The organism is Micromonospora sp. D75, from assembly GCF_018070405.1.
Classification (GTDB): Bacteria; Actinomycetota; Actinomycetes; order Mycobacteriales; family Micromonosporaceae; genus Micromonospora; species Micromonospora chalcea.
This window is the reverse complement of record NZ_JAGPXV010000113.1, coordinates 1-12146: the sequence shown is the minus strand read 5'-3', so window position 1 is coordinate 12146 and position 12146 is coordinate 1. Positions and strand designations below refer to the sequence as shown.

At 69.6% G+C, this 12146-nt stretch carries 11 protein-coding genes, 1 tRNA gene and 2 pseudogenes; 11 read left to right on the top strand and 3 right to left on the bottom strand.

Features of this window, described 5'->3' with window-relative positions:
- Both KBX39_RS09925 and KBX39_RS09920 read left to right on the top strand, forming a co-directional pair.
- Positions 1-389 (top strand): annotated as a pseudogene (locus KBX39_RS09925) (hypothetical protein); the annotation flags it as partial.
- Between the two features lie 63 nt (positions 390-452).
- Positions 453-528 (top strand) — tRNA-Lys (locus KBX39_RS09920).
- 127 nt (positions 529-655) lie between these two features.
- Here the strand turns inward: KBX39_RS09920 and KBX39_RS09915 are convergent.
- Complete coding sequence (locus tag KBX39_RS09915; RefSeq protein ID WP_247660038.1) at positions 656-1441, bottom strand: hypothetical protein; 786 nt, start codon at positions 1439-1441, stop codon at positions 656-658.
- A gap of 544 nt (positions 1442-1985) precedes the next feature.
- Between KBX39_RS09915 and KBX39_RS09910 the strand changes: the two genes are divergently transcribed.
- The 9 genes and pseudogenes from KBX39_RS09910 to KBX39_RS09870 all read left to right on the top strand — a co-directional run bounded on the left by KBX39_RS09910 (position 1986) and on the right by KBX39_RS09870 (position 9805).
- Positions 1986-3344, top strand: coding sequence for a hypothetical protein (locus tag KBX39_RS09910; protein ID WP_312247032.1), 1359 nt, complete (start codon positions 1986-1988; stop codon positions 3342-3344).
- Between the two features lie 7 nt (positions 3345-3351).
- Positions 3352-4236, top strand: coding sequence for a phosphotransferase (locus KBX39_RS09905; RefSeq protein WP_210870128.1), 885 nt, complete (start codon positions 3352-3354; stop codon positions 4234-4236).
- 438 nt (positions 4237-4674) lie between these two features.
- Entirely contained in the window at positions 4675-4839 is a 165-nt protein-coding gene (gene amcA, locus KBX39_RS09900) for a multiple cyclophane-containing RiPP AmcA (protein ID WP_210870126.1), read from the top strand.
- On the top strand, positions 4836-5183 hold the full coding sequence (locus KBX39_RS09895; protein WP_210870124.1) for a hypothetical protein: 348 nt from the start codon (positions 4836-4838) through the stop codon (positions 5181-5183). Before amcA (KBX39_RS09900) ends, KBX39_RS09895 begins: the two co-directional genes overlap by 4 nt.
- Positions 5180-5667, top strand: a pseudogene (locus KBX39_RS09890) (radical SAM protein); the annotation flags it as partial. The gene KBX39_RS09895 and the pseudogene KBX39_RS09890, both read left to right, overlap by 4 nt.
- Positions 5668-5677: 10 nt before the next feature.
- A complete protein-coding gene (amcA, locus tag KBX39_RS09885; protein WP_210870122.1) occupies positions 5678-5860 on the top strand; it encodes a multiple cyclophane-containing RiPP AmcA in 183 nt (60 codons plus the stop codon).
- Between the two features lie 61 nt (positions 5861-5921).
- Positions 5922-6584 (top strand): pentapeptide repeat-containing protein, encoded by a 663-nt coding sequence (locus KBX39_RS09880; RefSeq protein ID WP_210870120.1) that lies wholly within the window; start codon positions 5922-5924, stop codon positions 6582-6584.
- Positions 6585-6722: 138 nt separating this feature from the next.
- A complete protein-coding gene (locus KBX39_RS09875) occupies positions 6723-8051 on the top strand; it encodes an MFS transporter (protein WP_210870118.1) in 1329 nt (442 codons plus the stop codon).
- Positions 8048-9805 (top strand): glycoside hydrolase family 2 protein, encoded by a 1758-nt coding sequence (locus tag KBX39_RS09870; RefSeq protein ID WP_210870116.1) that lies wholly within the window; start codon positions 8048-8050, stop codon positions 9803-9805. Before KBX39_RS09875 ends, KBX39_RS09870 begins: the two co-directional genes overlap by 4 nt.
- Here the strand turns inward: KBX39_RS09870 and KBX39_RS09865 are convergent.
- Together KBX39_RS09865 and KBX39_RS09860 are read right to left on the bottom strand one after the other, a co-directional pair.
- The gene (locus tag KBX39_RS09865; protein WP_210870114.1) at positions 9790-10770 is read right to left on the bottom strand and encodes a DUF2804 domain-containing protein; all 981 of its coding nucleotides are present in this window, start codon (positions 10768-10770) and stop codon (positions 9790-9792) included. The genes KBX39_RS09870 and KBX39_RS09865 overlap by 16 nt on opposite strands.
- Positions 10771-10791: 21 nt before the next feature.
- Positions 10792-12146 (bottom strand): sigma factor (locus KBX39_RS09860; protein ID WP_210870112.1); only part of this gene is annotated, 1355 nt, incomplete at its 5' end.

Sequence of the window (12146 nt, the reverse complement as noted above, 5' to 3'; positions counted from 1 at the left end):
GGACGTACACGGTGGTGGTCGACCCCACCGAACGCGGCACCGGCACGACCACGCTGCGGCTGGTCACCAGCCGGGACCGCGAGGCGGCGATCACGCCCGGCGGGCCACCTGTCGTCGCCGTGGTGGACCGGCCCGGCGCGGTCATCGGCTACCGGTTCACCGCCTCAGCCGGCACGTCGGTGACGGTGAGCGCGACCGCCTCCGACCTGCCGGACCAGTGCGGCGTGCTGGCGCTGCGCGCGCCCGACGGCAGCACCGTCGGCAGCGGCTGCGTGATCAACGGGGCCGGTGAACTCGGGCCGACCGTGTTGCCGGCCTCCGGGGCGTACACCCTGATGGTGGACCCGTCGGGGGCCGCGACCGGGCAGGTCACGCTGGCGGTGCGGTGAGGCCGACCCTGGATTTCGGGGGTGCTGGGCGGGCGTGCTAACGTCTCGTCCCGTTGTCAGCGAGCGCCGCTAGCTCAACTGGCAGAGCAGCGGACTCTTAATCCGCGGGTTCGGGGTTCGAGTCCCTGGCGGCGCACCAACGATCAAGGTCCTGGCCTGGTGGTTCACACCGGGTCGGGGCCTTTTTCGCTTACGCGGGTCTCGTGTGCGTGTGGCGCGCACCGCTGGTTCTTCCCCGCAGTTGAAGGGCCAGACGTGTCCGGGCGTTAGGCGAGAGCTTCCGGAGCGCGCCGCCGCCACCACGCGGTGAAGAGGGTTACTACGTGCGTCTTGATCTCGTCCGTGATGATCTCGTGTGCGTCGCCCATGAGCGGCCTGACGGCGTGCTTGTAGGCCTCTGGGTGGTGTTCGACCGAGGGGCAGGTGAAGATGGCCAGCATCCTCAGGACGCGCAGGGTGTCTGTTCCGAGGAGGGGAAAGTGAGCCTCCAGCAGCCTCGCCAGGGCTGACCACACCTTGTCCACGACAAGGCGGATTACGGCGTCGGTCACCAGCCGGGGCACCCCCGAACCGAACCGCTGCGACAACACGCCGGTGATGAACTGCTTGGCGGTATCCGAGAGCAGGTCGACGGCCTTGTTGATCCTCTCGATCAACTGGATCAGGGCCACCAACAGGCTGCACCACGTGTGATCGGCCAAGCATCTCTTGACCTCCCTGGCGTCAGCCCTGTTCCGGACGAGGCTGTCTATGCCGGCTGAGATCTCGGGCCACGTGTTCCCCATGACCTCTCGGCCGACGGTGTCTATCCGGCCAAGGTCTGATGACGTCGATGATGGTTCAACATCGCGGGGCAACCGACCGTTGATCTTGGCTCGATCGTCGGCGGCCCACAGGTAGTCGGCGATGTCCAGGCGTGCAAGGTCGAAGTAGACCTGGCGGTTGCGGGCGTTAAAACCCAGGCGTCCGGATCCTTGGTCTGCTTGTGCCTCTTCCTTGAGTTCGCGCCGCCGGTCGTCGCGTTTCTCTGGCTGGTCGGCGGCCAGGCTCATCCATCCTTGCCAGCCGTGTTGTGAGCCCCCGCAGCCGGAGCACTCGCAGCCCGGCCGTCGGGCGTTTGCGCAGTTAGCCCTGTGGGTGTTGGTCATCATCCGCAAGTCACCGCCCGGTCTGTTGCGCTCAAAGCGACTAGCTGGTGACCCTACGTAAGATAGTTATGGGTGCCAATGGGTGTCTGAACAGGGCGGGGTGGCTCGACCCTTTCGGCCTCGACCTTCTGCGGGCGTTCTGCCTGTTGGGTGCCTATAGATCCGCTCCTTCGGCTGAGCTATGACGGATTATTGATAGACCGCTCTTCCCTCATTTGCATTCACCTGCTTCGGTTGCGCAGGCCGATGACCAAGGCTCGGGTTGGACAGATTGTGGTGCTCCGGAGCCTGCGCTGATCCCACGAGGGGACACCCTGAGAGCTCATCGTGGGTCTTTCGGATGCCACCCCAAGCGCCGACTCTGGATGGGCTGTCGACTCGGCCGCCATTGACTTGATGTGACGGCGCGGATGCGCTGTGCTGGCGGGTGGTCGTCGTCCGATCGGAGGTGATCGTGGCCGTGCAGGTGGATCCCGAGTGGTGGAGTTCGGGGCTGTGGAACGGCCGACCGATCAGCGAGTTTCTTCAGCGGCGCGACATCACTGCGGTCTTCCGCTTCCTTCACGCCCGAGGCGTGTCCTACGGCAGGATCGCCGCTCTCGTAGGCCTCTCGCCTCACCGCGCTACGGAGATCGCCAAAGGCGTCCGGCAGGTCACGGCGTACGAGGTGCTGGAACGGATCGCCGTGGGTCTTCACATTCCGCGTCCGGTCATGGGGCTCGGCCGTGCCGAGGACAGCACTATGCCGCGTGACGTCAGCATCGAGACCGTGGCCGGTGAAGCAGATCGATCGCCTGCCCGTATGGGGAGCAGCGAGGCCGGAGGTCTGGTCAGACTCCGTCTGGGACTGGACGAGGCTCTGGCGGCGTCGAGTGTCGCCCCTCGGCAGCTTGAGCTGATCGAGCAAAGCGCCGGCGAGCACCTGCGGGTCTATACCTCGGCTTCGCCGCAGACGATGCTGTCACTGCTGGCGGCCGACTGCCGAGAGGTGCAGGCGCTGTCGCTTCGGCGCCAGCCGGCGGCGGTCCAGGCCCGGTTGTCGGCGGTGGCGGCTCTGTTGGCGACGATGTGCGCTGACGCGTTGATGAGGCTCGGGGATGTCGCCGAGGCTCGACGGTGGTACGGCACAGCGATCCACGCGGCGGACGACAGCGGGGAGGCTCGGTTCCGGGTGCTCGTGCGAGCCGAGGCGGCGATGCTGCCGTACTACTTCGGGGACCCCGCCCAGACCGTCGCTCTGGCTGATGCGGCGCTTGCGGCCACGTCGGTCGCGTCGTCGTCGGGTGCCCTGGCGGCTGCGGGCCGGGCGCGTGCCCTGGCCAGAATCGGTGCCAACGAGCAGGCGCGGTCGGCCGTCGATCAGGCACGCCGGCTGTTCGACCAGGCTGGTGACGAGGACACCGACGTGGCCTTCAGGTTTCCGGCGAAGCGGCTATTGCTCTACCTCTCCGGCGCGTACACCTGGCTCGGTGACACGGTGGAGGCCTACCGGGTCCAGGAAGAGGCGGTGCGGCTCTACGGCACGGCTCCGGCCGTACCGATCGACGTGGCGCTCATCGCCCTGGACCGGTCGATGTGCCTCGCGCGGGACCGGCGGACGACCGAGGCGGCGGCGACCGCCCGCGACGCCGTCGCCAACCTGCCCGAGACTCAGCGGACGGAGATCATCCTGACTCGCGCGACCGACGTGGCCACGGCGATCCCCGAAGAGAGCCATCGCGGTGAGGTCGCCACCTTGACGGACTACGTACGGACCTGCCGCGAGCGCGCCCGTAGTCTTGGGACCACAGCCGCACTCGGTCCCTAGGAGCCCCATGTTCGTCGAGGCGCGCACCCGGCCGGTGCTCGCCGAGGTATGTCGTCTTCTCGGCTACCCCGACTCGAACGCGGCTCTGCTGCGGCACCACACCAACGCCGTCTACGCCGTCGGGGACATCGTCATCAAGATCGCCCCTGGCGACCAGGACCTGAACCGGGTGCGCGCGATGGTGACCGTGGTCGACTGGCTGGTGGACCGAGATTTCCCCACGGTCGGCCTTCACCCGGGCCTGTCCCAGCCGCTGAAGGTGGGCGGGCACGCCGTTACGGTCTGGCAGCGTCTGGACCCGGCACACGACGACCCGATCACCGTCTCCGAGCTCGGAAGCCTTCTCCGGGATCTGCATGCCCTTCCTGCGCCACCTGTGCCATTGCCCGTGCTGCGGCCGATCCATGGCATCGAGCGATCCGTGATCCGTTCGGAGATCCTGAACGGCAAGGAACAGGATCTGCTGCTGGGCCGGCTCGAGACGCTGGCCGCCGGCTGGGAGACGATGCGGTTTCCCCGTGGCACAAGCCTGATCCAGTCAGATCCGCAGATCCGCAACGCACTCCGGCGTTTCGACGGCACGCCCGTACTCGCCGACTGGGACGGCGCCGCCCTCGGGCCTCGCGAGTGGGACATTGCCACGGTCGCTGTCCACTGCCGCCGGTTCGATCCTCCCGGTCTCGAGGCGTTCGCCGGCTTCACCGCCGCCTATGGCTGGGATGCCACATGCTGGCCGGGGTTCGAGGAGCTGTGCCAGCTTCGCGAACTACAGATGATCGCCACCAACGCCCGCAAGTCCCGTCCCGGGACCGACGCCGCCGACGAGGTGCACCACCGGATTGCAGGACTTGTCCACGGCGGGCCGGAGCTCCGCCGCTGGCACATCCTCTGAGATGAGTCTCGTAGGGACGGGGTAGTACCACCTGTCCTCCTCATATCGACCGAGGTCGACCACAAGGAGGCCCACCGTGGCCCACCACGCTGGGTCTGTCTCGGGCCCGTGCCTCCCGCGATCGTGGACGTCAGGAACACGTCGGCGGAACGGTCCAGGACCATCCTGATCCCGTGGCGCCGGCGGGTCAGCGGCAATCGCCAGGGAGAACCAGATGGACGTGTCGATCGGCGACGGGTCGGAATGCGACCCGACGCACCGGCAAGTGCTCGCGCCGGACACTCCGCCGACCGTACGGGTGAATCCCCGCCTGCGTACCGCCATGAGGGCTGCGCGGGTGGGTGATCGGCGGTCTGCTCCCAGCCGCCGTGGTGCGGTGGCGGGCTCGCCCTTCCCCCGGCGGGCCCGCCGCTCATCGTCCCTGGTGGGGGTGGCGGCATGACGGTGTACGTCTCGCGTAACGCCATAGCCAGCCAGGCGCGGCGCCCCGAGCCTAGGTGGACGGCCTCGCCGGGGCAGGTGTGGCCCGCTGATCCGCCGCTGCTCACCTTCGTGTGGCGTCGGCTGTTCGAGCAGCAGGCCCGCGAGGGCGGTCGCCGGTGACCGGGCCGCAGCGTCGTCCTGCGGTGAACCGGCTCGTACCCGCCGAGGTGGAACATCTGCCGATGCGCCCGCTGTGGCTGTGCCGCCGATGCGGGCAGCCGTGGCCCTGCGGCGCAGCGAAGATCGCGCTCCTGGCCGAGTACCGAGAAGTGCCGGTGAGCCTGTTCCTCTACCTGGCCGGCTGCCTGCACGACGCGATCGACGACCTGCACCGGCTCAACCCGAGCGTCACGGGCAGCGCCGCAGACATGTTCGACCGGTTCCTCGGCTGGCCGGCCCGCCACGCTCCCGCCTATCGGGTCAGCACCACCACGGCCAGCATCGACGAGGAGGCCACCTCGTGAACGGCCTCGGCCTCATCAACGCCACCGGCCAACCGGCGGTCTCCGGCAGCTTCCACACCCTGGTCGTGCAGCCGACGAGCTTCTACAGCCTCGACTGCACCTACTGCTACACACCCATAGGGCTCTTCCGGAGCCTGCTGGCCCCTTCGAGAAGCTCCGGCGCGCGGGAATGGTGCGTCACGAGATCCAGACCAACGGCACTCTGATCAACCGCCAGTTGTGCGAGCTGTTCACCACCTACGGGTTCGAGGTCGGGGTCAGCATCGACGGACCGGGCGCGTTGAACCGTAACCGCCTCGACCGGGCCGGCAACCCGACGGACGCCCGAACCCTGCGCGGCATGCAGACCTTGGCCGAAGCGGGGCTGCCGTGCTCGGTGATCTGTGTGGTCACCCCGGAAACCATCGACCACGCGGAAGCTCTCGTCGGCTTCTTCACTGGCCTGCCCGGCTGCGAGTCGGTCGGCTTCAACATCGAAGAGCAGGAGGAGCACCATGACCGACGCTCTCGCGGTCCTCGTCAACGCCGCACCCGAGCAACTCGCCCGCCTCGGCGTCGACCCGCAGCGGCCGGTAGCGTCGATCGACGCGGGGAAGTTCGACAACCGCCCCACCTGGGCCAACAAGGGTAGGTTCGACAGTCGACCCGGCTGGGACAACTGGAACAAGAAGAAGTAGCCCCCGCCATGGGGCGCGCGGGGTGGCGTGCCCACCCCGCGCCCACACAGGTTGAGGACACATGCGCACCACCACGATCGGCGACGTGAAGGTCCTGCTGCCGGACCTCGAACCGGACGACCTCGACACCACGACGGACCTGGTGAACGGCCTCACCGAGGCCCTCGTCGAGGGCTCGGCGTGGCGCGGCTCGCACCTTGAGGACGCCAGTATCCGCAGCAGCCTGATCACCGGTGTGGACCTGAGCGAGAGCACCTGGGAAGCCGGCAGCCTCTACGGCTGCGAGATCACCCGCACCGACTTCTCCGGCACGACCCTGACCGGTATCACCATCGAACGGTGTGCCATCACCGGCTCCCGGTTCACCGGCACCAGACTCACCGACGTACGCCTCAAGGACGTCCTGTTCGACGGCTGCCGCTTTGACTACGCCACCCTCCAGCGCGTCGCCGCCGCCGGCTCGGTCGCCTTCACCGACTGCACTCTCACGAACGGCGCGTGGTCGTCCTGCCGACTACCGCGCACCGCACTGCGGTCATGTGACCTTGCCGGACTGGAACTGGATTCCTGTCACCTCGACGGTGCCGATCTGCGGGGCAGTCGCCTTCACGGGCTGAAGACGGCGCTGGACAACCTGCGTGGCGTCACCCTCGGCGAGGACCAGCTTCCTGACCTCACCCGGCTGACCGTCGCTGCCCTCAACCTCGCCGTCCGCAAAGACTGATGACGAAGGCCATGGTCCGGCGACTCCGTACCGGGGTCATTTCGTCGTGCCCGCTCGGACGCAGATGCCTGGCCGACCCCGGACCCATCGACGGCCGGGCGGGACGGATCATATTCTGACCCGTCGAAGGAGGCCGTCGTGTCCGCCACCCGGAGCGTGCTCACCCCGGCTACCTCGGCCGGTCCGGTCGGGCTGCGCCCCCGCACCTGGACCGCGCTGATCGTGCTCGGCCTCGTCGGGCAGATGGCCTGGACCATCGAGAACATCTACCTGAACCTGTTCGTGTACGACACGATCACCGACGACCCCAACGCGATCGCCACGATGGTCGCCGCCAGCGCCGTGACCGCCACTGTCGCCACCCTGCTGCTCGGGGCCCTCTCCGACCGGACCGGGCGGCGCCGGTCGTTCATCGCGGGCGGCTACCTGCTGTGGGGCGTCTCCACCGCCGCCTTCGGCTTCCTGACAGTGGGTTTCGTGGAGGACATCGCGCCCGTCGCGAACGTCGTGCTGGTCACGGCGATCGCGGTCATCACCCTCGACTGCCTGATGTCCTTCCTCGGCTCGGGCGCAAACGACGCGGCGTTCCAGGCGTGGGTCACCGACGTGACCGAGCCGGCGAACCGTGGCCGGGTCGAGTCGGTGCTCGCCATCATGCCGCTGGTCTCGATGCTGGTGATCTTCGGCGGGTTCGACGGGCTGGCCCGCGCCGGGAACTGGCGGCTGTTCTTCGTGGTCATCGGCGCGATCATGGCCGTGGCCGGTCTGCTGGCCTGGTTCCTGGTCGAGGACAGCCCGTCACTCGTCCGGCACGAGGGCGGCTACCTGCGCGCCGTCGTCCACGGTTTGCGCCCGGCCGCCGTCCGGGCCAACCCGGGGCTCTACCTCGCCCTGGCGGCCTGGTCGATCTGGGGGATCTCCACGCAGGTGTTCCTGCCGTATCTGATCATCTACCTGCAGCGGTACCTGCGGATCGAGGGGTACGCGATCGTCCTGGCCGTCGTCCTCGTCACGGCGTCGGCGGTCAGCGTGGTCGGCGGGCGGCTCATCGACCGCGTCGGCAAGGTGCGCTTCCTCCTGCCGGCGGTAGTGGTGTACGGCGCCGGCCTGGCGCTGATGTTCTTCGCCCGCGGCATGGTTCCCGTGATCGCCGCCGGGGTCGTGATGATGTCGGGCTTCATGCTCGTCCTCGCCCCGATCGGCGCCATCGTGCGCGACTACTCGCCACCGGATCGGGCCGGCCATGTCCAGGGGCTGCGGATGGTCTTCGCCATCCTCGTTCCGATGCTCGTCGGCCCGTACCTCGGCGCTGCCGTGATCACCGGCGCCGGCGAGGTCTACGAGGATCTCGGCGTGGTGAAGCAGGTTCCGACGCCGGGCATCTTCCTCATGGCGCTCGCAGTGCTGGTCCTCATCGCGGTGCCGGCCGTGGCGCTGCGGCGGCGGGAGCGGGAGGCCCGGGCATGACGCTGCTGACCCCGTGGGGCTCCACGCTCGACCCGGAGCGGGTCCTGCCCGAGTACCCCCGCCCGCAGTTCGCCCGGGACAGCTATCTCAACCTCAACGGCCGGTGGGAGTACGCGATCACCGGTTCGGCCACCGAGCCGGAACGCTACGACGGCGAAATCCTCGTGCCGTTCTCCCCGGAGTCCACGCTCTCCGGCGTCGGGCGGCAGCTCCAGCCGGGCGAGACGCTCTGGTACCGCCGACCGCTGACCCTCCCGGTGGGCTTCCACGCGGCCGGCTCGCGCCTGCTGCTGCACTTCGGCGCGGTCGACCAGACCTGCCAGGTCTACCTGAACGATGTCCCGGTCGGCGACCACACCGGCGGGTATCTGCCGTTCACCTGCGACATCACCGACGCGCTCCGCGAGGACGCCAACGTCCTGGTCGTGGCGGTCCAGGACGACAGCGACACCGGCCACCACTCCCGGGGCAAGCAGCGGCTGCGCCGCGGCGGCATCTGGTACACCGCCCAGTCCGGGATCTGGCAGACGGTGTGGGCCGAGAGCGTGCCCGCCGTACACCTGCGGCACCTCACCCTGACCCCGCTCCTCGACGAGCGGTGCGTCGAGGTGACGGTGCACGCGACGGCGGATGCCGGCGACGCCGGCATCCGGATCCTGGCCGACGGGGTCGCGGTGGCCGAGGCCACCGCACCCGTCGGCGTGGCCGTTCGCATCCCGATCCCCGAGGTACGGCAGTGGAGCCCCGAGGATCCGTTCCTCTACGACGTGACCGCCGAGTTGGGCGCGGACCGGGTACGCAGCTACTTCGGCATGCGTTCGTTCGGTGTCGGACCGGACGGGGACGGCGTGCCCCGGCTGCTGCTCAACGGGCGGCCGTACTTCCACGCCGGCATCCTCGATCAGGGCTACTGGTCGGACGGCATGTACACGGCGCCCTCCGACGAGGCGATGATCGCCGACATCGCCACCATGAAGCGGCTCGGGTTCACCATGCTGCGCAAGCACATCAAGATCGAGCCGCTGCGCTGGTATCACCACTGCGACCGGCTGGGGATGCTGGTCTGGCAGGACATGGTCAACGGCGGCAGCGGTTACCACCCGCTGGTCGTCACCGCGCCGGCGGTGACGCCGCTGCGGCTGCCCGACCGGGGCCGGTGGCGGCGCTGGTTCGGCCGTGCCGACGCCGGTGGACGGGACCGGTTCCGGGCCGAGCTGCGCGACACCGTCGAGCACCTGCGCAACGTGGTGAGCCTCGCCGTGTGGGTGCCCTTCAACGAGGGCTGGGGGCAGTTCGACGCGGCCCGGATCGCCCGCGAGGTCGCCGAACTCGACAGCACCCGTACTGTCGACCACGCCAGCGGCTGGCACGACCAGGGCGGCGGCGACCTGCGCAGCCTGCACGTCTACTTCCGCCGCTTCCGGGTGCCGCGGCGACGCGGCGACCGCCGGGTGCTGGTGCTGTCCGAGTACGGCGGCTACAACCTGCGCGTCGACGGGCACGCCTTCAGCCGCAAGGATTTCGGTTACCGGCGGTACCGGAGCGCCGAGGACCTGGCGGAGGCGTTCACGCGGCTGCACACCGAGCAGATCGTGCCCGCGATCCGGGCCGGTCTGAGCGCGACCGTCTACACCCAGCTGTCCGACGTGGAGGACGAGCTGAACGGTCTGCTCACGTACGACCGGCGCGTGGTCAAGCTTCCCGAGGACGTGGTCCGGCAGGTCAACGAGCGGCTGCGTCACCAGCGGTTCTGAGCTTCCTCCGCCCAGCCGACCAGGCCGTCCAGAGCCACCCGCTCGCCGTCGTCCGCCTGGGCCCAGCCGGAGAAGTGCCCGAAGCACTGGTGGGTCTCGCTGGCCACGACGCCGAGGTTGGTGCGGGAGACCTTCTCGTGGAACGGGTGGAACTCCACCTCGACGCGATCACCGCTGATCCGCCACGGCCGCAGCCAGTCGCGGCGGTCGTAGCTCCAGCGCAGTTCGGCGCCGAGCTTGTGCAGCCGGCCGCCGGTGAACAGAGCGTTCTCGGTCGAGCCGGTGCCGTCGGTCCACTTGCCGCCGAGCTGGATCGACACGTCCGGTCCGCTGCCCGCGGCCCAGTTCCACGTGATCGCGTACGGCCACTTGCCCCGGCCGTGGTCGAGCACGGCGAACGAGTCCCGCTCGTCCACGACGTGCGTCGTGCCGTCGACCCGTAGCGAGCCGTGCACCGGACGCCCGACGTCCTTGACCGTGTACTGGAGCCGGCGTTTGCTCCACGGGACCACGACACCGAGCGACTCGTGGCCGGGCGGGAGCGGCACCACGAGGTCGATCTGGATGCCCGGCGCGGTGGCACGGATCGTGCTGCCCTCGGTGGTCTGGTCGATGTCGATCGACAGGCCGCCTCCGCGTGCGCACACGGCGCCCGCGCCGCTGACCGGCGGCATGACGACGCCACGGGCGAACGGGACCACGACGTCCTTGCCGGTCTCGACCTTCGTGGCGCGGTCGAGCACGTAGACGCCGTGCACCCCGGCGTAGTCCAGCGACGACGCGACGAGGCCGACGATGTGGGTCGGCGTCACGATCCCCCAGTACTCCCAGCGCTTGGCTCTACCCCAGCCGCGCAGGTTCGCCCGGTGCAGCGGCCGGCGGGTCCAGCCGACCGCGGCGGGGTTGAGCCGCCCGTCCGGAAGGCACAGGTCGACCGGCTCGATGATCTCCTTCTCGTGCGTCATCGGGGGAGCGTAGCGACCGCCTCAGTAGTCGATGTTGATGGCGGCGACCTGGCGGCTGCCGTTGAACACGATCGCCGGTCCGGCGAAGCGGGAGCTGGCGTACGTCAGCGCCGTCTTGTGGCCCGGACTGTTGAACCACGCCTCGATCATCTGCTCCGGCGAGGAGTTGCCCGACGAGGCGAACAGCACCTCGTGCCCGCAGTGCTGCAGGCCGCTCGCGTTCAGGTTCTTACGTACGCAGGACTCCGCCTCCCGGTGTTGCGCCGCGCCCAGCTTGACCTCGGTCAGCCCGAGCGCGCGACGCCGCTCGTTGAGCAGCACCAGCAGCCGCCGTTCCGCTGCTGACAAGCCGTTGGACGTGGCGGTGGACTTGACCGGCGACGGGGTCGGCTTTGGCGACTTGCTGGGCTTCGCCGCCCTGCTCGGGGTGGGGCTCGGGAGGGCGGCGGTCGGGGAGGGTGTGAGTGCGGGTGCGGTCGTCTCGGGCGCGGGCTGAACAGCAGTCGCGGCCGCGGGCCGCCGGTCGGGCCCGTCCGGGTAGTTGGCAAGGATCAGACCACCCCCGCCGAGCACGGCGACGGCCGCGGCGACGCCGACCAGGGTCTTGGACAACGAGAGCCCGGACCGCGCTCCGGCCGCCACGGCGTGCGTACCGGCCGGGGCGACGGGCGACACGGAGGCGACGGGGTGCAGCTTCTGCGTGACGTCCGAGGCGAGTGCGGCCGGGGGCGGCGTGAGCGCCAGGCCGGCGAGCAGCCGTTCGGCGGGCACCAGGTCGTTCGTCGCGTCCGGGCAGTGCGCGCAGTCCCGGAGATGCCGCGCGAACCGCTTGCGCCACAGCGGCGCCGGCTGACCGTTCCAGCCCGACGCGGTGTCGCGCAGGCCGGCGCAGCCGGGCCGCGCGGTGAGGGCTCGCACCACCAGCCGGGCGGTGTCCAGTTGCGCCTTCATCCGGGACACCCGCACGGTCACGTGATGTGGCTCCAGGCGCAGGGCGTCGACCAGGTCGGCGCGGGTGAGGTGACCGGCCTCGACCAGCCACCACAGGGACAGCAGGTGGCGGTGGTCGTCGTCCAGCCAGCGCGTGGCCAGCACGACCTCGCGGCGCTGGTCGGCGAGGCGGAGCTGGGTCAGGGTCAGGTCCTCGAAGTCCGCGCGCGGGTCGATCACGTTGTCGATGTCCTCCGGCGGCGCCGGTGTGGTGGGCCGGCGCCGCGTGTGGGTGCGGATCTCGTTCATGGTGACGGCGACCAGCCACGACCGGAACAGCCGCGGCTCGCGGACGCCCGGCAGGCCGCGTACGACGCTCAGCATCGTGTTCTGCACCACGTCGTCGACGTCGGCCGACCGGTTCAGCGCCCGGCCCACGATGTTGT

Excerpts from the sequence above, each read along its gene's own strand:
- KBX39_RS09880 (WP_210870120.1), top strand. The coding sequence starts at position 5,922 with ATGCGCACCACCACGATCGGCGACGTGAAGGTCCTGCTGCCGGACCTC.
- KBX39_RS09905 (WP_210870128.1), top strand. The coding sequence starts at position 3,352 with ATGTTCGTCGAGGCGCGCACCCGGCCGGTGCTCGCCGAGGTATGTCGT.
- amcA (WP_210870126.1), top strand. The coding sequence starts at position 4,675 with ATGACGGTGTACGTCTCGCGTAACGCCATAGCCAGCCAGGCGCGGCGC.
- KBX39_RS09865 (WP_210870114.1), bottom strand. The coding sequence starts at position 10,770 with ATGACGCACGAGAAGGAGATCATCGAGCCGGTCGACCTGTGCCTTCCG.
- KBX39_RS09870 (WP_210870116.1), top strand. The coding sequence starts at position 8,048 with ATGACGCTGCTGACCCCGTGGGGCTCCACGCTCGACCCGGAGCGGGTC.
- KBX39_RS09915 (WP_247660038.1), bottom strand. The coding sequence starts at position 1,441 with ATGAGCCTGGCCGCCGACCAGCCAGAGAAACGCGACGACCGGCGGCGC.
- amcA (WP_210870122.1), top strand. The coding sequence starts at position 5,678 with ATGACCGACGCTCTCGCGGTCCTCGTCAACGCCGCACCCGAGCAACTC.